Annotated in this window: 25 protein-coding genes; 12 read left to right on the top strand and 13 right to left on the bottom strand. The window is 71.2% G+C overall.

Annotation, left to right across the window (positions count from 1 at the left end):
* Positions 1 to 6: 6 nt before the first annotated feature.
* From ACIBI4_RS01520 to ACIBI4_RS01485, 8 genes are all read right to left on the bottom strand, one after another.
* Positions 7 to 885, bottom strand: a complete 879-nt coding sequence (locus ACIBI4_RS01520; RefSeq protein ID WP_399201478.1) for an oxidoreductase — start codon at positions 883 to 885, stop codon at positions 7 to 9.
* A gap of 62 nt (positions 886 to 947) precedes the next feature.
* Complete coding sequence (locus ACIBI4_RS01515; protein WP_399201477.1) at positions 948 to 1,217, bottom strand: hypothetical protein; 270 nt, start codon at positions 1,215 to 1,217, stop codon at positions 948 to 950.
* Positions 1,218 to 1,349: 132 nt separating this feature from the next.
* On the bottom strand, positions 1,350 to 1,526 hold the full coding sequence (locus ACIBI4_RS01510; RefSeq protein ID WP_399201476.1) for a hypothetical protein: 177 nt from the start codon (positions 1,524 to 1,526) through the stop codon (positions 1,350 to 1,352).
* A 210-nt stretch (positions 1,527 to 1,736) separates the two neighbouring features.
* Complete coding sequence (locus ACIBI4_RS01505; protein ID WP_399201475.1) at positions 1,737 to 1,919, bottom strand: hypothetical protein; 183 nt, start codon at positions 1,917 to 1,919, stop codon at positions 1,737 to 1,739.
* A 114-nt stretch (positions 1,920 to 2,033) separates the two neighbouring features.
* Positions 2,034 to 2,741 (bottom strand): HAD family hydrolase, encoded by a 708-nt coding sequence (locus ACIBI4_RS01500; protein WP_399201474.1) that lies wholly within the window; start codon positions 2,739 to 2,741, stop codon positions 2,034 to 2,036.
* Between the two features lie 33 nt (positions 2,742 to 2,774).
* Entirely contained in the window at positions 2,775 to 3,458 is a 684-nt protein-coding gene (locus ACIBI4_RS01495) for a phosphatase PAP2 family protein (protein WP_399201473.1), read from the bottom strand.
* A gap of 32 nt (positions 3,459 to 3,490) precedes the next feature.
* Complete coding sequence (locus tag ACIBI4_RS01490) at positions 3,491 to 4,426, bottom strand: M56 family metallopeptidase (protein WP_399201472.1); 936 nt, start codon at positions 4,424 to 4,426, stop codon at positions 3,491 to 3,493.
* A gap of 154 nt (positions 4,427 to 4,580) precedes the next feature.
* On the bottom strand, positions 4,581 to 5,138 hold the full coding sequence (locus tag ACIBI4_RS01485; RefSeq protein WP_399201471.1) for a DUF5134 domain-containing protein: 558 nt from the start codon (positions 5,136 to 5,138) through the stop codon (positions 4,581 to 4,583).
* A 143-nt stretch (positions 5,139 to 5,281) separates the two neighbouring features.
* On the opposite strand from ACIBI4_RS01485, the gene ACIBI4_RS01480 reads away from it, so the two are divergent.
* The 3 genes from ACIBI4_RS01480 to ACIBI4_RS01470 are packed head-to-tail and all read left to right on the top strand — an operon-like array spanning position 5,282 to position 7,008.
* Positions 5,282 to 5,635, top strand: coding sequence for a hypothetical protein (locus ACIBI4_RS01480; RefSeq protein ID WP_399201470.1), 354 nt, complete (start codon positions 5,282 to 5,284; stop codon positions 5,633 to 5,635).
* A gap of 33 nt (positions 5,636 to 5,668) precedes the next feature.
* Entirely contained in the window at positions 5,669 to 6,538 is an 870-nt protein-coding gene (gene aac(3), locus ACIBI4_RS01475) for an aminoglycoside 3-N-acetyltransferase (protein WP_399201469.1), read from the top strand.
* Positions 6,535 to 7,008 (top strand): NUDIX domain-containing protein, encoded by a 474-nt coding sequence (locus ACIBI4_RS01470; protein ID WP_399201468.1) that lies wholly within the window; start codon positions 6,535 to 6,537, stop codon positions 7,006 to 7,008. The genes aac(3) and ACIBI4_RS01470 overlap by 4 nt, the downstream gene beginning before the upstream one ends.
* An 82-nt stretch (positions 7,009 to 7,090) precedes the next feature.
* Here the strand turns inward: ACIBI4_RS01470 and ACIBI4_RS01465 are convergent, their stop codons facing one another.
* Positions 7,091 to 8,248, bottom strand: a complete 1,158-nt coding sequence (locus ACIBI4_RS01465; protein WP_399201467.1) for a PQQ-dependent sugar dehydrogenase — start codon at positions 8,246 to 8,248, stop codon at positions 7,091 to 7,093.
* Between the two features lie 199 nt (positions 8,249 to 8,447).
* Between ACIBI4_RS01465 and ACIBI4_RS01460 the strand changes: the two genes are divergently transcribed.
* The gene (locus ACIBI4_RS01460; RefSeq protein WP_399201466.1) at positions 8,448 to 8,903 is read left to right on the top strand and encodes a hypothetical protein; all 456 of its coding nucleotides are present in this window, start codon (positions 8,448 to 8,450) and stop codon (positions 8,901 to 8,903) included.
* Positions 8,904 to 8,983: 80 nt separating this feature from the next.
* Positions 8,984 to 9,532 (top strand): GNAT family N-acetyltransferase, encoded by a 549-nt coding sequence (locus ACIBI4_RS01455; protein WP_399201465.1) that lies wholly within the window; start codon positions 8,984 to 8,986, stop codon positions 9,530 to 9,532.
* Positions 9,533 to 9,565: 33 nt separating this feature from the next.
* Here the strand turns inward: ACIBI4_RS01455 and ACIBI4_RS01450 are convergent, their stop codons facing one another.
* From ACIBI4_RS01450 to ACIBI4_RS01440, 3 genes are all read right to left on the bottom strand, one after another.
* The gene (locus ACIBI4_RS01450) at positions 9,566 to 10,249 is read right to left on the bottom strand and encodes a glycerophosphodiester phosphodiesterase (RefSeq protein WP_399201464.1); all 684 of its coding nucleotides are present in this window, start codon (positions 10,247 to 10,249) and stop codon (positions 9,566 to 9,568) included.
* A 100-nt stretch (positions 10,250 to 10,349) separates the two neighbouring features.
* Positions 10,350 to 10,475, bottom strand: a complete 126-nt coding sequence (locus ACIBI4_RS01445; protein WP_399201463.1) for a hypothetical protein — start codon at positions 10,473 to 10,475, stop codon at positions 10,350 to 10,352.
* Positions 10,476 to 10,652: 177 nt separating this feature from the next.
* The gene (locus tag ACIBI4_RS01440; protein ID WP_399201462.1) at positions 10,653 to 11,231 is read right to left on the bottom strand and encodes a helix-turn-helix transcriptional regulator; all 579 of its coding nucleotides are present in this window, start codon (positions 11,229 to 11,231) and stop codon (positions 10,653 to 10,655) included.
* A 142-nt stretch (positions 11,232 to 11,373) separates the two neighbouring features.
* On the opposite strand from ACIBI4_RS01440, the gene ACIBI4_RS01435 reads away from it, so the two are divergent.
* The 6 genes from ACIBI4_RS01435 to ACIBI4_RS01410 all read left to right on the top strand — a co-directional run bounded on the left by ACIBI4_RS01435 (position 11,374) and on the right by ACIBI4_RS01410 (position 17,615).
* Positions 11,374 to 12,540, top strand: coding sequence for an LLM class flavin-dependent oxidoreductase (locus ACIBI4_RS01435; RefSeq protein WP_399201461.1), 1,167 nt, complete (start codon positions 11,374 to 11,376; stop codon positions 12,538 to 12,540).
* Positions 12,537 to 13,598, top strand: a complete 1,062-nt coding sequence (locus ACIBI4_RS01430) for an alpha/beta hydrolase fold domain-containing protein (RefSeq protein ID WP_399201460.1) — start codon at positions 12,537 to 12,539, stop codon at positions 13,596 to 13,598. The genes ACIBI4_RS01435 and ACIBI4_RS01430 overlap by 4 nt, the downstream gene beginning before the upstream one ends.
* A gap of 81 nt (positions 13,599 to 13,679) precedes the next feature.
* Complete coding sequence (locus ACIBI4_RS01425) at positions 13,680 to 15,077, top strand: DUF6421 family protein (protein ID WP_399201459.1); 1,398 nt, start codon at positions 13,680 to 13,682, stop codon at positions 15,075 to 15,077.
* 26 nt (positions 15,078 to 15,103) lie between these two features.
* Complete coding sequence (locus tag ACIBI4_RS01420) at positions 15,104 to 15,853, top strand: SDR family NAD(P)-dependent oxidoreductase (protein ID WP_399201993.1); 750 nt, start codon at positions 15,104 to 15,106, stop codon at positions 15,851 to 15,853.
* Positions 15,850 to 16,929, top strand: a complete 1,080-nt coding sequence (locus ACIBI4_RS01415; protein WP_399201992.1) for a threonine aldolase family protein — start codon at positions 15,850 to 15,852, stop codon at positions 16,927 to 16,929. Before ACIBI4_RS01420 ends, ACIBI4_RS01415 begins: the two co-directional genes overlap by 4 nt.
* Positions 16,930 to 17,015: 86 nt before the next feature.
* The gene (locus tag ACIBI4_RS01410; RefSeq protein ID WP_399201458.1) at positions 17,016 to 17,615 is read left to right on the top strand and encodes a transglutaminase domain-containing protein; all 600 of its coding nucleotides are present in this window, start codon (positions 17,016 to 17,018) and stop codon (positions 17,613 to 17,615) included.
* Positions 17,616 to 17,620: 5 nt separating this feature from the next.
* On the opposite strand, the gene ACIBI4_RS01405 is transcribed toward ACIBI4_RS01410, so the two are convergent.
* On the bottom strand, positions 17,621 to 18,349 hold the full coding sequence (locus tag ACIBI4_RS01405; RefSeq protein WP_399201457.1) for a lysophospholipid acyltransferase family protein: 729 nt from the start codon (positions 18,347 to 18,349) through the stop codon (positions 17,621 to 17,623).
* Between the two features lie 309 nt (positions 18,350 to 18,658).
* Between ACIBI4_RS01405 and ACIBI4_RS01400 the strand changes: the two genes are divergently transcribed.
* Positions 18,659 to 18,961 (top strand): thioredoxin family protein, encoded by a 303-nt coding sequence (locus ACIBI4_RS01400; protein WP_399201991.1) that lies wholly within the window; start codon positions 18,659 to 18,661, stop codon positions 18,959 to 18,961.
* Positions 18,962 to 19,020 lie beyond the last annotated feature (59 nt).

Genomic DNA, 19,020 nt, shown 5'->3' with positions numbered 1-19,020 from the left:
GGTGCCCTACGGATACCTGATCCCCGTCGCCCCCTCCGACACCTCCCACAACCGCCCCGCCATCGCCGCATCACGCGAGCGGCGGCTCGTCCTGACCTGTTCCGGGTGGCCGTTGCGCTGGAACAGGCCGTCCGGGCCGATGCAGGTGCCTCCCTCGACTTCCGGGGCCGTTGCCGCGTACAGGAGTGGCAGTGCTCCCATCGAGGGGGGTTGGGCCTTGCCGCCCGCGAGGATCTTGCCCTGGAGCGAGGTGTCGCGGCGTTGGCCCTCCGTGGCCGAGACGCCCGGATGGGCGGCGACGGAGAGCTGAGGGTGGTCGGTGAGCTGAGGGTGGTCGGCGAGGCGGCGGTGGAGTTCGTAGGTGAAGAGGAGGTTGGCCAGCTTCGACTGGGCGTACGCGAGCCAGCGCCGGTAGCGGCGGTGGGCGTAGTGCAGATCGTCGGGGTGCAGACGGCCCAGGTGGTGCAGGCCGCTGGTGACGGTGACGACGCGGTCGCGTACGCGGTCGAGGAGCAGGCCCGTCAGGGCGAAGTGGCCCAGGTGGTTGGTGGCCATATGCCGCTCGAAGCCGTCCGGTGTGACGTCGAACGGGACGGCCATGACGCCCGCGTTGTTGATCAGTACGTCGACGGGGCGGTCCACCCCGTCCGCGAACGCCCGTACCGACTTGAGGTCCGCGAGGTCGAGACGCCGGACGTCGACGGCACCGTCCACCGAATCGGCCACGGCCCGGCCGCGCTCCTCGTCCCTGCAGGTGAGGATCACCTCCGCGCCGGCGGCGCACAGGGCGCGGGTCACTTCGGCGCCCAGGCCGCTGCTTGCTCCGGTCACAAGGAAGGTGCGGCCGGTTTGGGAGGGAATGTCGGCTGTGGTCCATCGGCTCATGGCCGGGCTCCCGTCGCTGCAGTGCCGGTGCTGCCCAGTCTTGCCCCGATGGGGCGGACCGGCTACCGGCCGCGCGCGACGGTTCGCGCCGACGCGCTGCCCGTGGTCCGCGCGGGGCGGGAGAGGCGGCGGCGGGCGGTCCGGAACATCAGCCAGGCGGCCAGGACGCCCGGCAGGCAGTGCACGGCGAGAACGCCGAGGACATGCGGGCCGCCCCAGTCGTTCGCATACGAGGAGGGGTCGCCGTAGTCGAGGATGAACGGCTCCACGAGCGCGCGGCCGACGAGGAACGTGCCGAGGAGCAGGCCGAGGGCGAGGGTGAGCTTGCGCATGAGGACTCCTGGTCTCGCGACGCTCCCGTTGGCGCCGATACCTCGACGTTAGAGTCCGGGGATCAGCGGAAGAACCCGGCTGACCTGGAGTTTCGTCTGGGGGATATCCCCCAGGGCGATCGCTGTGCGGTCTCAGGCCGCTTCGAGCACCCCGCCGCGCACCGCGGCCGCCCACTCGACGACGAGGCCCGCGTACTCCTTGCGCTGCTCCTCGCTCAGCCGGCCGCCGGAGCACAGCATCAGCCGCCGTATCTGCTCATTGAGCTCATCGGCGGACCGAGTGGGGCGCGGACGTGGAGTGGAGGACATGTGAAAGAGCTTAGGGGCCGGGTATGACAACGTGCTGAGAAAAGGATGGGACGTTCCTCAGGATTTATCGCCTGAAACGCCCTCTGACCTGCGGAGTTGATGTGCTGGGGGTGTACGGGCGCGTGCGTTGTGATGTTTGCCTCGCCGAGGCGGGTAAACGCTTCCGTCCCGGTGGCCGTCTTACGGATGTCCGCACAACGGCGCGGAAGTTCACCCGTTGCAGACCGGCTCGGTCGCGGCGTCCCGCACGGCGGCCGCCCACGCGGTCACCAACCGCTCGTACTCCGCGCGCTGTTGCTCATCGAGCCGCCCGCCCGCACGCGCCCACAACGCGCGGATCTGCTCGTTGATCTCGGCAGACCGCGTGGAGCGTAGGGCGGCATCGGGGGGCATGCCCACCACCTTAGGGCCTTGCGCCACCGGCTCCGTGGGCCCAGTGGCCGGGCGGACCGCAAGCGCCCGCCGGGGCCAAAGAGGTGTGCGGGATCAGGGCCGCAGCGGGACGGATCAGCCCGCCGCGCCGTCCACCAGAGCGAGCACGGGCAGCAGCTGTCCGGGCCGCTCGGCCGCGGGCAGATGGTCCACGAAGTGCACCGCGCAGCCGAGTTCGGCCGCGCCGCCGTCCGCGCGCCGGTCGTCACCGACCATCAGCGCGTCCTGCGGCGCCACCCCGAGCCGCTCCAACGCCACGGCGAAGAGCCGCGGATCGGGCTTCTGGATGCCGTGCTCGAACGACAGGACATATGCGTCGATGTACGGATCGAGGCCGTGCTCGCGGAACACGGGCCGCAGATCCCAGCCGATATTGCTCACGACCCCGACCCGGATGCCGCGCTCGCGCAGCCCTCGCAGCACCTGCTCCGTGTCGGGGTAGGGCCCCCACGCGGCGGGTGTCATGTGCCGGTCGTAGAGCGCGCCGTGCAGGTCCTGCGACGGCAGCGTCACCACACCGGAGAGACCGGTGTACGCGGCCCGGTGGTTCTCCATGCTCTCGTCGCGTACGGCCCACACGGCGCCGAGGTGTTCGGGTACGCGGGGTGTCGGCGAACCGCCGGGGATGGCGCCCACGTAGTCCAACTCATCGGCGCAGCGCCGGAATTCGGCCTCGTCGAGCGTGGTCCCCGTCTCGTCCAGGACCGCCCGCAGCCAGGAGTCGGTGCCCTCGATGCGCAGCAGGGTCCCGGAGAAGTCGAAGAGCACACCCTTGATCGTCATGTACGCGATCCTCGGCCGCGGCCGCCGCCGCGGTCAAGCACCGCCCGTGCCGGGCACCGTCGCCGTCACGCGCGCCTCCGCCCGCTGATACGCCCCCACGGCCACCACCACCGTCAGCGCGCCGAGCAGCCAGCCGCCCACCACGTCGCTGGGCCAGTGCACGCCCAGCCAGATCCGGGTGAGGCCCACCCCGACCACGGACACCGCCGCGAGCGCCACGGCCGTTCCCCACGCGGCGCCCCCGACCCCGTACCGCCGCATCAGCCACAGGAGCAGCCCGCACGCGACGGTGGCGGTCATCGCGTGCCCCGACGGGAACGCCGCGTAATTCGCGCTGTCGAGCGGCTGCTGCCACACGGGCCGGTCCTTGTCGACGAGCGCCTTGAGCGTCTGCTGGGCGAGCGTGCCGATCGTGCAGGTCACCGCGAGCAGCACCGCGAGCCGTCGCGCGCCCCGCACCCACAGCCAGACCGTCACCGCGGCGCACAGCGCCCGCAGCGTCCACGGGTCCCAGACCCAGTCGGACAGCACGCGGTTGAACGCGGTCACCGAGTCGAACGACTGCGCCCAGCCGTGCGTGGTGCGCGCGAGGCGGGTGTCGAAGGTGTGCAGCGGCGGCCAGGCGGCCACGACCAGGGCGAGCAGGGCGGCCATCGGCACCCCGAGCACACCTGCGAGGACGGCGGGCCGGGCGAGGCGACTGGTGCGAGGCGACATGGGCCGATCTTTGCCGAGCGGACGGGCCACGGCTAGCCCAGCGCGCTGAGTCCCGGCACGAAGGCCACGAGCAGCGGAACCACCGGCACCAGCGCGCCGGCCGCCGTCAGGCGCAGCCGACGGCCCGGTGTGAGGCGCGGCTTGGCGGCGAGCAGGCGGTTCACGCGCTGCGGGACCTGGGCGTGCGCGGTCGGGCACGGGCCGAACACGCCGCGGTCCTCGTTGAGTTCGACGAGCGCGAGCGCGATCGTCAGCCGGCCGTAGCGGCGCGAGGCGACATCGTCGGCGGCCAGTTCGACCAGGCGGTGCATCTCGTCGCGGAACGCCGCGAACACCGGCACCTGCGGAAACCCGTTCGCCAGCGCCGACGAACAGTGCAGCAGCCAGTCGTGGCGCGCCGCCGCGTGGCCCTGCTCATGGGCGAGCACGGCATCGAGCTGACGGCCCTTGAGGCGGCGCAACGCGGCGGTGGTGATGGCGAGTTGGGGTGCGCTGCCCGGCAGCCACCACGCGTCGGGGCGCTCGCCCTCGATCACGACGAGACGGTCGCTGCCCGGCTCCTCGCCCGGCAGCAGCGGTGCGCGCCGGCGCAGCTCCGTGCGGGCCGCGCGGCGCCGCGCCCGGGCGCGCAGCACCTCGCCCGCCAGCATCGCGCCGGTCCACAGACCGCCGCACGCGAGGATCACGGCGACGCCCGCTGCCCACGGTCCGCCCGCGCCGAGCGCGTAGGCCTCGACGACCCCGTGCGGCGCGGGGGCGAAGACCCGGCCGCGTACCTGATGCCAGGCGCCGGCGGCGCTCAGGAGCATCGACAGGAGGCAGCACAGCAGCACGGCGGCGATCACGCACTGCCAGATCCACAGCGCCACCACCGGCTCACGTTCGGGCCACTTGGCGCGGGCGAGCAGGCGGGGAGCCAGGACGGCGGTCAGGGCGCCGAGCAGCAGCAGGGCGACGGGGACCATCATGGGCACCAGCCTAGGAGGGTCGGCTACCGGGTGGTACGGCCCGCACCGTCAAGTGACGGACGCCACGGCGCCGGATGCCGGAAAGGTCCGTTGTGGACCCGGTCAAGGCCCGTCGTGCACCCGTCGCGCGTCGCAGTACCGCGCGGAACCGCCCTCACATCGTCAGCAGCATCGCGAACATGGCGATGCCCATCGACAGCCGGCACGCGCCCGCCAGCTCCGCCCGGTCACCCCAGCCGTGCGCGACGACGGCACCCCCGCCCGCGGCGACCGTCCCCGCCGAAGCCGCGGGCATCAGCCGCAGCCCCGACCGCAGCACGTACGCCGCGTAGTACACGAGCAGCGCCCCCGTCAGGAGCGGCACACCCGCCGCACCGTGGTGCCCGCCGCCGGAGGCCATGGCCAGCGCCATGTAGACCATCGCGAGCGCCCCGACGAGATGGTGCAGATGGTGGGCGGACCGGCGTGCCCGTACGACCTCGTACGCACCTGCCGCGCCGAACACCGCGACATACACCCACCACAGCGCGAGGGGTGGGCTGAGGACCGCGGCCGGGACCGCCATCAGCGCCATCCCGAAGCCCATCACCGCCTCACCGCCCGCGCCTGCGCGCTGCGCGTCCAGCGAACTGCGCATCCGCAGCAGGCAGTACGCCCCCATGGCCGCGCAGAGCGCGACGAGCAGCCAGCCTGCCGACGCCGGTCCGTGCACGGGCACCTCCCAGTTCGACGGTGTCCTGAGGTTCGATGCCCGTCATATGGGGGTCGTACGCGGCGCACGGGTGTACACAGGGGAGCGCAGTGGGGGAGCCCTGCGGGCCACTGCATCGGGGGGACGGCGGTGGGGGAGCGGTGGTGACGGAACCGTTCGGCGTGCTGGTGGTGGCGGCCGGTGTGGCGCTCATCCTGTGCGGACTGCTCTGGCGCGGCCGCGTCCGGCGGCCGTTCGCGCCCGGGCGGGCCCGCGAGGCGCAGGACCGTGTCGTCCGCCGTGAGCTGCGCAGAGCCGCCGATCTGGCGATAGCGGCGGCCCGCCGGCAGGCGGCGCCCGACGAACCGGCCATCATCCGCGTCGACGACGTCATCCGCGTCATGACCGCCCACTTCGGCCACGACGTCGTACCCCGCGCCGAGGCGGCCGCGGCACTGCGGGAACGTTTCGAGGCGGGCGCCTGCCGCACGGACTGCCTCACGGACGCGTACGACTGAGCTGCCGCGCCGGCCGGCGGCTACGTTGGACCCGTGGACGAACTCGCGCTCCTGAAGCTCTCCGAAGGACCGGTCACCCGCAGCCGCCTCGTACGCGACCTGAGCGCTCTCGGTCTGCGTGCGGGTGACGTCGTCATGTTCCATACGCGGCTCTCCGCCCTCGGGTACGTCACCGGCGGTTCGCAGACCGTCATCGATGCCTTGCGCCAAGTGGTCGGTGACCAGGGCACGTTGATGGTGACCTGCGGCTGGAACGACGCCCCGCCGTACGAATGGACGAGCTGGCCGCGGGAGTGGCAGGACGCGATCCGCGCCGAACACCCCGCCTTCGACGCCGGCCGCTCCGAGGCCGACCACTCCTACGGGCGGCTGCCCGAAGCGCTGCGCCGTACGCCGGGCGCGGTGCGCAGCCGCCACCCCGACGCGAGCTTCGCCGCCCTCGGCGCCGCGGCGCACCGCCTGATGGACGACCACCCGTGGGACGACCCCCATGGACCTGACAGCCCACTGGCGCGCCTGGTCCAACTCGGCGGCAAGGTCCTGCTGTTGGGCGCCCCGCTCGACAGTCTGACCCTGCTGCACCACGCGGAGGCGCTCTCGGACGCGCCGGGCAAGCGCTTCGTCGACTACGAGCAGCCTCTCCTGGAGGCGGGCGAGCGTGTGTGGCGGCGCTTCCACGACATCGACTCCTCCGAAGGCGCGTACGACTACACGCCGGTCGTCGGCGGCACGGTGGACGCCTTCGAGGTCATCGGGCGGGAGTTCGTGGCCGCGGGAGGCGGATCGCAGGGACGGGTGGGCGCGGCGGAGAGCCATCTGTTCGACGCGCGGGAGCTGACGGAGTCCGGCGTGCGGTGGATCGAGGAGAACGTCACCGGCGCGGAGAAGGCGGGCCGCTCGTGACCGGCAAGCGCAGTGCGGGTCTGCTGCTGTTCCGTGAGTCCGCCGACGGCATCGAGGTGCTCCTCGGTCATATGGGCGGACCGTTCTGGGCGCGACGCGACGCGGGAGCCTGGTCCCTGCCGAAAGGCGAGTACCCGCCGGAGGAGGCGCCGATGGACGCCGCGCGCCGGGAGTTCGAGGAGGAGCTCGGCCTCCCGCCGCCGGTGGGACCGTATCTGCCGCTCGGCGAGATCCGGCAGTCCGGCGGCAAGACGGTGACGGCCTGGGCGGTCCGCGCGGACCTCGACCCGGACGCGGTCACCCCCGGCACCTTCACCATGGAATGGCCGCAGGGTTCGGGCGAGATCAAGGAGTTCCCCGAACTCGACCGCGTCGCGTGGTGGCCACCGGAGGCTGCCGCGACGAAGCTCGTGAAGGCCCAGGCCGTCTTCCTGACCCGTCTGGAAGACCTGCTCACCGAAGAGCAGTAGCCGCCCTGGAGGTGGCCGTGTACGTCGCCCCTGACGGAGCGGCGACGTACACGGCCACCGGCTCAGGCAGCCGCCGAAGATCTCAGGCGGCCTCGACCCGGAACACGCTGCCGCCCTGCGCGAGCACATACAGTTCGCGGCCGGGACCCTGTGCGAACGAGATGACCTCGCCACCGCTGACCTTGAGGTCGTTCACGCCCGTGACCTTGCCGTTGCGCATCGTCAGGGAGCGCAGTGTCCCGTCGCAGTAGTCGCTGTACACGTACTGGCCGCGCAGCGCCGGAATCGCCTTGCCCCGGTAGACGAAGCCGCCGGTCACCGAGCAGCCGAGGCCGGTGCGGTCGTACTCGTACACCGGCGGCACATGGTTCGCGGGCTCGGTGCCGCCGCGGAACGGGTGCGTGCCCTCCATCTGCGACCAGCCGTAGTTCTCGCCGCCCTCACTGCTCGCGGGCGCCCAGTCGATCTCCTCCCAGTCGCTCTGGCCGACGTCGCCGATGAGCAGATCGCCCTTTGCCGCGTCGAAGGAGAACCGCCAGGGGTTGCGCAGGCCGTACGCCCAGATCTCGTCCTTCGCGGCCGGGTCGGCGACGAACGGGTTGTCCTCGGGGATCGCGTACGGTGTGCCGCCGCGCGGGTCGATCCGCAGGAGCTTGCCGAGCAGTGTGTCGAGCTTCTGTCCGTTGCCGTGCGGATCACCGCCCGCGCCGCCGTCGCCGAACGCGATGTAGAGATAGCCGTCCGGGCCGAACTTGATGTCGCCGCCGTTGTGGTTGGAGTAGGGCTGCTCCTGTGTGAGGACGGTCCGACGCGTGTCCGGAAGGATCTTCCCGCGCTTCACGGCGAACTCGTCGATGGTGCTGGTGCCTTGGAGATCCGTGTACGAGATGTAGAAGTGCTTGAAACCGGGGGAGAACGCGATGCCGAGCAGGCCGCGCTCACCGTCGGTGGTGGTCTCGGCGGTGATGTCGAGCACGGGCGCGCCGAGGGCGCTCCCGTTCAACACGCGTACGGTGCCGGCGCGTTCGGCGATCCACAGGGTTCCGCCGGGGCCGGCGGCGCCCGCGATCGGGTTCTGCGCGGTGGCCACCTTCTCGAGCGCCACCTCGGCCGCCCTGCGGGGCGCCGCCGACTCTTCGGCGGAGGCGGACGCGGACGCGGACAGGGTGGTCGGGAGGGCTAAGGCAGCGCCGAGCGCGAGGGAGCCGAGGACTGCCGAGGTTCTGGTGCGAAACTTCACCGTGATCCTCCTGGGGGCGGCACGGTGCGCGAGTGGGGATGCGCACGGTGCGGGTGTGGGGGATGGATGCAGTGGGCCACGGTGAGAATACTGGGATCCGCTTGATTGGTGTAGACCAAGGTGCGGTCCTTCTGGGTGGGTCGTGTGCGTCGCGGTGCGTGTGGGGAACCGGCCCCGCGGTCGGGGACGTCCATCGGACATGCGCCGACTGCTCCGTACCCTGCCCGCCGCCCTCCTCGCCCTGGCCCTGACCGGCTGCGGACTGCTCGGCTCGGGCGGCGACGACGGCCCCGGTACGCGTACGGCGTTCGTCGAACTCGGGCCGCTCGGCGGCCGGTTGGACCAGGATCTCCAGGCCACGGAGCTCGGTCCCAAGGGCCGGTCGGACCAGGTGTACGAGGCGCTCGAGGCCGGTGAGGCCGGTGCGCTGCCCGAGGCCCGCAAGGCGCTCGCCGCCCAGCCGGAGGAGGGCGAGACCGGGCTCGCCTTCGTCCTCGGCGGGTGCCAGGAGACCGGCGCCCGCCTGGAGGTGGAAGGCCGCAAGGTCTCGGCGCAGCTGACGGGCGGCGAGAACATCAACTGCGCGCAGGCGGAGTACTTCCTGGCCACCTTCACGATCCCGACCGACGAGCTGCCGGACGACTGGACGTTCTGACCGCCCACACCGTCCGCTTACCCACCCGCGGGATACCCTCGGGCCCTGCCCCAACGGCCCCAGCTGAAAGGCGCGCCCCCTTGAGTACCCGCCCCACCCCCGGCGACCTCGTCTTCCGCGACGCCACCCACGCCGACGTCGACGCCCTGGTCGAGCTGGTCGAGTCCGCGTACCGCGGGGACTCCAGCCGCAGCGGCTGGACCACCGAGGCGGATCTGCTCGACGGGCAGCGCACCGATCCCGAAGGGGTGCGCGAGGTCATCGACCGCGCCGACAGCCGGCTCGTCACCGTGCGGGACGCGGACGGACTCGTGGCCTGCTGCCAGCTGGAGAACCGCGGTGACGCGGCGTACTTCGGGATGTTCTCGGTGCGGCCAGGACTGCAGGGCGCGGGTCTCGGCAAGGCCGTCCTCGCGGAGGCCGAGCGCTTCGCACGCGAGGAGTGGGGCGTCCGCGCGATGCACATGACGGTGATCGTGCAGCGCGAGGACCTGATCGCCTGGTACGAGCGGCGCGGCTACCGGCGTACGGGCAAGTTCACGCCGTTCCCGTACGGTGACGAGCGCTTCGGGGTGCCGCGCCGCCCGGACCTGGAGTTCGAGCTCCTGGTGAAGACCTTCGGGCCTTGAGATCTCAGGCCGTAGAACGTCAGGCCGTGAGGATCAGGCCGTGAAGCGGCCCGTGCGCTTGATCTCCGGGTAGTCGGTGGTCGCGCCGTCCAGTTCCAGGGCGCGCACCAGACGCAGTTGGTCCTGGGTGTTGACCACCCAGCCGATCACCCGCAGATCCGCCTTGCGGGCCAGCTCCACCGTCTCCAGCGTGAGCCGCCGGATGTTGAGCACGAGCGCCTTTGCGCCGACGGCCACCGCGCGCTCCACGACATCGGTGCCGTAGCGGCTGGCGACCAGGGCGGTCCGAACCCCCGGCACAAGTTTGGCGATCTCTGCGAGTGCCTCGTCGTGGAACGAGAGCACCTCGACGCGTCCGACGAGATCGCGCCGCAGCATCACCTCGGCGAGGGCGCGGGCGGCCGCGACATCCTTGATCTCGGCCTGCAGCGGCGCCCGTACGGCGTCGAGGACCTCCTCGAACACCGGGATCCGCTCGCCCTTGCCCGCATCGAGCGCGCGCAGTTCGGCGAGGGTCCGCTCGGCGATCGGGCCCGTGCCGTCCGTGGTGCGGTCCACGTCGGCGTCGTGCATGACGACCAGTGCGCCGTCCTTGCTCAGATGCAGGTCCAGCTCGATGATGTCGAGCCCCGCGCGCTGCGCGGCGATGAACGAGCGGAGTGTGTTCTCGGGTTCCACACCCATGATTCCGCGATGACCGATGGTGACGAAGTTCAAGGTTCACTCGCTTCCGTCGACGGCGGCTCTGAAGCAGTCCGGAGCTGTTTGAGGCGCTCCGCGCGGACGCAGTCCCGTGCCCCGCGCGGCAGCCCGCAGCCTAACGGGCCGCTCCGGAGATGAACCCGGACGTGCGGGGCGAAACGGAGGCGTCCGCTCTGGCTCCGGCGATGCCCAGGATGAGTCCGGTGATCACGGCGGCGACAAGAACGGCACGGGTACTCACGGTTCGGGCGCTCCGGGGACGACGGGACAGTGCCTCCCTGTCCTAACGCCGCGCGGCCCCGCGCCGCGAATCCGTGTCACCCGTGGGTGGGCGATTCCTCCGGGCTTTGACGCGCGGCGCGATTGCGGCGTGCGGTCGGCCTGCGACGCCGCACCCCGGGCACGGCGTGCCGCCCGGCTACGAGGGCAGCTCGTCCAGATCCGCCAGCATTGCCTCGGCCAGCTCCAGCTCCGACCGCAGCCGCCGCTCGGTCCAGCGGAGTGCGATCTGCGGGTGCGCCCAGGCCTCGACGCCCTCGGCGCGTGCCCCGGCGTCGAGCACTTCCTTCAACTCGCCCTTGGTGCGTGTGATGTGCTCGACGACGAGCTCGCGCAGATGCGCGGGCGAGGTGAGGTGCCCGAGCCAGACCCGCAGCAGCAACGGATGCTTGAGCACCGTTGCGCCCGCGTCCTGCGCCGAGCCCGCCCAGTCGGCGAGGGCGGCGCGTCCCGCGTCGGTGATGGCGTAGGTGCGCTTGGTCCGCGGCTCCTCCGCGCCGGAGCGCCGCGAGGTCACGTATCCGAGCGATTCGAGGCGCCGGAGTTCGGCGTAGATCTGGCTGATCGCGGGGGACCAGTAGAAGAACCGCAGCGAGGCGTCCGCCCACTTCTTCAGCTCGTATCCGGTCCGCTCGCCGGGGAAGGAGAGCAGGCCGAGCACGGCCCATGCGGTCGGCGGCAGGGCGGGGTCCGCGCCGGTGGAGTGGTGATCAGCCATGCGCGCATTCAAGAGGGGCGGCTGCGCGGATGCAATCCCCGTGTCGCATCCCTTGCCACTTCGAGACCTGACGGCTAGTCATATAGCTATTAGGCATACATGGCCGGGTCCCACGCGTGGGGCCCAACTCCCAGGAGGAACCGTGAAGTTCTCCGTGATCTTCGAGGCCCAGCTGGCCGACCCGACCGTGGAGCGCGAGCACCAGGTCATCCGCGACTGCGTGGAGCAGGCGGTCTACGCGGAGGAGATGGGCTTCGACCGGATCTGGGCCGTCGAGCACCACTCCCTCAAGTGGTACGCGCACATGAGCGCCCCGGAGATCTTCCTGACCTGGGTCGCCGCCCGCACCAGCACCATCCGGATCGGCCACGGCGTGGTGTGCATGCCCTTCAACTTCAACCACCCCGCACGCGTCGCCGAACGCGCCGCGATGCTCGACCTGCTCTCCGGCGGCCGGCTCGACCTCGGGGCGGGACGCGGCGGCACCCAGCAGGAGACGTCACTGTGCGGCGTCGACAAGGACCGTACGACGCAGGAGGTCGAGGAGGCCCTGCGCATCATCGGCAAGGCCTGGGAGAAGGACGAGCTCGAGTATCACGGCGAGCTGATCGACATCGACCCGCACCCGATCCTGCCGCGCCCGCAGCAGACCCCGCATCCGCCGCTGTTCCTCGCGTGCAGCCGCGCCGACACCCTGCGCCAGGCCGCCGAGCTCGGCATCGGGGCGCTGGTGATGGGCTTCGCCGGACCCGAGTCCATCAAGGAGATGCGCGAGGCCTACGACGCGGCGGTCGGCGGCCGCGACCGTTCGCGCTTCGTCTCCTCTGTCGTCAACGATCATTTCTCCGTACTGTGTCCGACGATCGTTCTCGACGACCGGGCGGCGGCGCAGCGCATCGGCATCCGTGGCCAGCGGTTCTTCGCCCAGTCCATAGGTCACTGGTACGGAGGGGCGGGCATCCCGGATGAGGCCGTGGTCGAAGGCGCCGACGAGGCCGCGGCGATGCGCGAGGCCGCCGAGCAGGTCGTGGCCCGGCTGCACGAGCACAACATCCCGGTCCGCCCCACCGCCACCGCCACGTTCAACGCGGACCACGCGTACGGCACCGCCGACGACGCCATCGCCTACGTCGAGCGGCTCCGTGACGCGGGTGCCGACGAGATCATGTGCCTGATCCAGATGGGCACGGTGCCGCAGGAGGCCTGCATGGAGACCATCCGGCAGTGGGGCGAGAAGGTCATCCCGCACTTCCGCAACGAGCAGCGCGCGTCGTCGCGCGACGAGCAGCGCCAGGAGGAGAGCCGATGAGCGCGGACCCCGAGACGACGGCCACGGCCGCCCCGGAGCGGACCACCCCCGACCCGCACCGCCAGGTTGTCGGACCCGACGGGCTCAGCCCCGAGGCCCGCTTCTTCGCGGACCTGATGACGGCCTCCGTACCGCCGCTGGGCCGAGAGGTGACGGACGCCGCCGAGGCGCGCCGCCTGCTCGCCGCCAACCCCAAGCCGGACGTGCCGCCCCTGGAGGTCGGCTCGGTCGAGAACCGTACGATCCCTGGCCCCGAGGGCGCACCGGACCTTCCTGTACGCATCTACCTGCCCGATCCGCGCGAGGTCACCGGCCCGCGCCCCACCGTGGTCTTCTTCCATGGCGGCGGCTGGACCATCTGCGACCTCGACTCCCACGACGCCACCGCGCGCGCCCTGTGCCGGGGCGCGGGCGCGGCCGTGGTCTCGGTGGACTACCGGCTCGCCCCGGAGCACCCCTTCCCGGCGGCGGTGGACGACGCGTCCGCGGCCTTCGCCTGGGCCACGGAGCACGTGGCCGAGCTCGGCGGCGACCCGGAGGCGCTGGTCGTGTGCGGCGACAGCGCGGGCGGCAACATCGCAGCCGTGACCGCGCATGCCGCTCGTGACAGGGGTCTGCCGCTCGCGCTGCAGGCGCTGATCTACCCGATCACCGACGTCTCGCGTCCGTGGGCCTCGTACGACCGCTACGCGACCGGCTACTTCCTCACCGCGGCGTCCATGCACTGGTTCACCCGGCAGTACGTGGCGCCCGGCAGCGACCCCGCCGACCCGCGGGTCTCGCCGCTGCGGGGCGAGCTCGCGGGCCTGGCGCCGGCGCATGTCGTCACCGCGGGCTGCGACCCGCTGGCGGACGAGGGCGAGGCCTATGCCCGGGCACTCGACGAGGCGGGCGTCCCGGTCGCGCGGTCCCACTTCCCCCGGATGTTCCACGGATTCTTCGGCCTCGCCGAGCACCTGGACGACGCCCGTACCGCTCTGGCGGGCGTGACCGAAGCGATCGCCGCCACGGTGTCCGACCGGAAGAATTCCGGTGACCATGGGGGAGCGGCAGGATAATTTCCGGCAGCCCCTCTTGTGGTGGAGAACCTCGCATGCATACGGTGTCTTTACGCGAGGTTCTCCCGTGGAGGAAGTGGCATGACGGAAATTCTTGTGCAGGACGCAATCGGGGGAGTCGAAGCTCCCGCGGACCGGGTGGTGGACCACCCGGCCTGGCCCATGCTCAAGGATGCGGTCGAGACGCTGAGGGTCTGGCAGTCCGCCGACGGCTCCGTCGACTTCACCGCAGAGGGCGCGCCCTCCAAGGACGAGGTCGGCGCCCAGGTGGAGCGGGTCGTCGCGGCCGTGGAGCAGTTGGCTCCGCTGCTGCCGCACGACGCCGCGTACCTGATGGCGCTCACCGCCGACCTGCGCCGCTGGGTCGCGGACGGCTGCGAGGTCCCGGACTTCCTGGACTCGCTGCTCGCCTTCCAGCCCGCCGCCCACCGCGCCGACGGTCTGCAGCACCTCGTGCTCTTCCCGATGTACACGCAGAACGGGAACCCGGACCGCAACTTCGAGGCCGTCGTCCTCAAGATGGTCTGGCCCGACTGGCTCGCCGAGCTGGAGCGCACGCGCTACGACAATCCGCTGTTCTGCGGCATCACCTTCGAGGACTTCACGGCGGGGTACGACACCAACTCCGCGGTCCTGTTCCCGGAGACCATCGCCGTGCGCGAGGCCCCCGAGCGCTTCAGCTGGGGCGGCATCTTCTGCGACCGCGAGGCCGCCCGCTTCCGCCGTGTCACCGACGCCGCCGTGGGTCTCCTCGGGCTCGAACTGCCCGCGGACATCCAGGAGATGATCGGCGACCAGGACCGCTGCCAGGAGGCCTTCGTCCTGTGGGACATGGTCCACGACCGCACCCACAGCCACGGCGACCTGCCGTTCGACCCCTTCATGATCAAGCAGCGCCAGCCGTTCTGGATGTACGGCCTGGAGGAGCTGCGCTGCGACCTCACCGCCTTCAAGGAGGCCGTGAAGCTGGAGGCCGAGGGCGTCCCGCAGGCACGTGACGTGCAGTTCGCGGTGCTCTTCGACCGGATGTTCCGCTTCCCGGTCACCGGTGAGCGCGTCCGCAACTACGACGGGCTCGGCGGCCAGCTGCTCTTCGCGTACCTGCACCAGCACGACGTGATCCGCTGGACGGACAACAAGCTGCACATCGACTGGCAGCGCGCCCCCGAGCTCACCAACCAGCTGTGCACCGAGATCGAGGACCTCTACCGGGCCGGGATCGACCGCCCGAAGCTGGTCCACTGGTTCGCCGCGTACGAGCTGGTCTCGCGCTATCTGTCGCCGCACCCGGGCTCCCGCTGGGCCAAGGGTCCCGACGCACTGGACACCAGCCTCCCGCCGCGCAAGCTCGTCGACGAGGTGCTTCCGGACGAGTTTCCGCTGAGCATGTTCTATGAGGCGCTTTCCAAGAAGCTGAAGTCCGTGATCGCCTCGACCAAGGGGATCACCGCCACGAGCGCCGAGCAGGTGGCCGCGTGAGCCATCCGCGTGCGGAGGTGAAGGCCATGAACGGCAACGGAACTCTGGGCGGCGCTGTGATCGCCGTCGCGGGAGCCGCCGGACCGGCAGGACGCGCCACCTTGTTGCGTCTGGCCGAGGCGGGCGCGACCGTGATCGCCGCGGACGCGGATGCCGCGCGTCTGGCCGAGGCGGTGGATGCCGCGCGCTATGCGCACGGCGGCGCCACGGTCACCGGCGACACCGTCGATCTCCTCGATCTCGACGCCACCCGGCAGTGGGCCGACCGGACCGAGAAGGAATTCGGCCGGATCGACGGCCTGGTGCATCTCGTGGGCGGCTGGCGCGGCAGCGCGTCGTTCATGGAGACGGACCTCGACGACTGGGCGTTCCTCGACAAGCTCCTGATCCGCACCGTCCAGCACACCTCGCTCGCCTTCCACGACGGACTGCTGCGCAGCCCGATCGGCCGCTATCTGCTGATCAGCGCCGCCGGCGCGAGCAAGCCCACCGCAGGCAACGCGGCGTATGCCGCGGCCAAGGCGGCCGCCGAGGCGTGGACGCTGGCGCTCGGAGACGCCTTCCGCAAGGCCGGGGGCGAGCAGGGCCCGTCAGCCGCGGCTGTCATCCTGATCGTGAAGGCGTTGGTGCACGACGCGATGCGCGCCGAGCGCCCGAACGCGAAGTTCGCGGGCTTCACGGACGTCAAGGAGCTGGCCGAGGCCATCGCCGGAGTCTGGGAGCGGCCCGCCCCGGAAGTGAACGGAACGCGCCTGTGGCTGACCGAGCAGCCGTGACCCCGACGAACCCACCGAGAACGGACGCCAAGCGCCACCACGACCCTGAGATACGCGGTTTCGCGAGCGACAACTACGCGGGGGCGCACCCCGAGATCCTCGCGGCCCTCGCCCTCGCCAACGGCGGCCACCAGGTCGCCTACGGCGAGGACGACTACACCGCGCATCTGCAGACGCTGATCCGCGCCCACTTCGGGGCGAGCGCCGAGGCGTTCCCGGTGTTCAACGGCACCGGCGCCAACGTCACGGCCCTCCAGGCGCTGACCGACCGCTGGGGCGCGGTGATCTGCGCCGAGAGCGCGCACATCAACGTCGACGAGTGCGGGGCGCCCGAGCGGGTCGGCGGTCTGAAGCTGCTCACGGTCCCGACGCCCGACGGCAAGCTCACTCCCGAGCTGATCGACCAGCAGGCGTACGGCTGGGACGACGAGCACCGGGCGATGCCGCAGGTCGTCTCGATCACGCAGAACACCGAACTGGGCACGCTCTACACGCCCGAGGAGATCCGCGCGATCTGCGACCATGCCCACGCGCGCGGGATGAAGGTCCACCTCGACGGCGCCCGGATCGCCAACGCGGCCGCCGCGCTCGACGTCCCGCTGCGCACGTTCACCTCGCGTGCCGGCGTCGATGTCCTGTCCTTCGGCGGCACGAAGAACGGCATGCTCTTCGGCGAGGCCGTCGTCGTCCTCAACCCGGACGCCGTCAGCCACATGAAGCATCTGCGCAAGCTGTCCATGCAGCTCGCCTCCAAGATGCGCTTCGTGTCCGTGCAGTTGGAGGCGCTGCTCGCCAAGGACCTCTGGCTGCGCAACGCACGGCACTCCAACGAGATGGCCCAGCGCCTGGCCGAAGGCGTCCGTGCCGTGCACGGCGTCGAGATCCTCCACGAGGTCCAGGCCAACGCGGTGTTCGCGCGGCTGCCGCACGAGGTCAGCCGCCGGCTCATGGAGCGCTACCGCTTCTACTTCTGGGACGAGGCCGCCGGCGACGTCCGCTGGATGTGCGCCTTCGACACGACGGAGGACGACGTCGACTCCTTCGTGGCGGCGCTCAAGGAGGAGATGGCGCGCTAGTCGCCTGAAGTCCGAGTCTGCATAGGTATGCGATCGACCGTAAAATCATTGACCTACGGTCGGTCGCTTACCTATGCTCGCGTGCCATGCAGCTGATCCAGCAAAACCCCGACCTGTCCGCGTACTTGGCGGCCGATGAGGTCATCGACCATCACCATCCGCTCGTCCGTGAGACCGCGGCGCGTCTCGCGCGTGAGGCCACCGATTCATACTCATACGCCCGGGCGGCCTTCGAGTTCGTGCGCGACACGATTCCGCACTCGGCGGACAGCGGCGACATGAGAGTGACCTGGCGGGCCTCGGACGTTCTGGAGCAGGGCACCGGAATCTGCCACGCGAAGGCCCACGCCCTGGCGGCGCTGCTGCGCGCCGAGGACATCCCGACCGCGTTCTGCTATCAGCGCCTTGCGTACGACGCCGGGACGGGCTGGTGCGTACACGGCCTGGTCGCCGTCCGCTTCCGCGGCGCCTGGCACCGGCAGGACTGCCGCGGGAACAAGCCGGGCGTCGACGCCCGGTTCTCACTCGACGGCGAGCGGCTGCCGTTCGTGCCGGACCCGGCCAACGGCGAGATCGACTATCCCGGACTCTTCGACACGCCGGCCGGACCCGTGCTCGACATCCTGCGCAGCGCGCCCGACCGCCCGTACCTGTGGGAGAACCTCCCGGACGCGCTCACCCTCTGAGCCGCTCAGCCGGCCTCGGCCTCGCGCGCCTTCGCGGGCTCAGGCGCCGTGCCGCCGAGGTGCGCGGGCACCCACCAGGTGTCGTCGCTGCCCTTGGGGCGCACGGGGTAGGCGCGCTGAGCCGCTTCGAGCAGCTCCTGCACCCGGTCCTTGAGGCGCCGGGTGATCGCACCCGCGTACTGGTCCTTCGGTGCCTCCAGGGGCTCGCCGACCCGGATCGTCACGGGGATGTGCGAGCGCTTGAAGTTGCGCGGCTTGCCCTTGGTCCACAGCCGCTGTGTGCCCCACAGCGCCACCGGGATCAGTGGCACCCCGGCCTCCTGCGCCAGGCGCGCGGCACCCGACTTGAAGGTCTTGAGGGTGAACGACGTGGAGATCGTGGCCTCCGGGAACACGCCGATGACCTCGCCCTTGCGCAGCGAGTCCAGGGCGTGCGCGTAGGCCTGCTCGCCCTGCGCGCGGTCCACCGGGATGTGCTTCATGCCGCGCATCAGCGGCCCGGAGATCTTGTGCCGGAAGACCGAGTCCTTCGCCATGAACCGCACCAGACGCTTCTGCGGCCGGGCGGCGAGCCCGGCGAAGATGAAGTCCATGTAGCTGATGTGGTTGCTGACCAGAACGGCCCCGCCCGAGGACGGAATGTGCTCCGAGCCCTTGAGGTCGATCTTCAGATCCAGCGCCTTGAACATGGTCAGCGCCGCTCCGATGACCGGGCGGTAGACGAGTTCTGCCATGGGTGTCGGAGACCCTTCCGTAGGCCTGGGAAGGGTCTCCCCGGCTCGAAGTTACGCGCCCGTAGGTTTGAGGGCTTGGCGAGATCGTGCCCCATGGGAACCGGTCTAGCCACCCTGAACACCGTCGGTGGCGAGAGATTCTCATCACGTGCGCAAGCGGAACTCTCGTCGTACACCGGCAAAACACCCGCAGGACCTGCGATCCCGCCGGGAATCATCCAGGCTCCGACGGTGCTGCACTCGGCAGGAGAAGGGGTGTCGCACCGGGCGGCGCCGGTGCGGAGGATCACGGTGGACACAGGCCGGACCATGCTCACGGCGGGGCAGTTGGGTGCGCCGCTGGGGGAGCGGGCCACGCTCGTGCAGTTCTCCAGCGCGTTCTGCCAGCCGTGCCGCGCGACCCGCCGTGTCCTGGCCGAGGTCGCCGCGATGGTGCCGGGCGTCGGCCATGTGGAGATCGACGCCGAGGATCATCTGGCCCTGATGCGGCAGTTGGAGATCGACCGCACACCGACGGTCCTGGTGCTCGACGCCGCCGGTCATGTCGTACGGCGGGCCAGTGGACAGCCCCGCAAGGCCGATGTGATCGCGGCGCTCGGGGCGGCAGTATGAGGGGTGACGGGCCGGCGCGTGAGTCTTCTCCCAGAAGTCCGGGGCGACTTGACTGCATC

Source organism: Streptomyces sp. NPDC050418, from assembly GCF_044458745.1.
Classification (GTDB): Bacteria; Actinomycetota; Actinomycetes; order Streptomycetales; family Streptomycetaceae; genus Streptomyces.
Note: the sequence above shows the minus strand (reverse complement) of the source record. Positions and strands in the feature narration are given on the sequence as shown.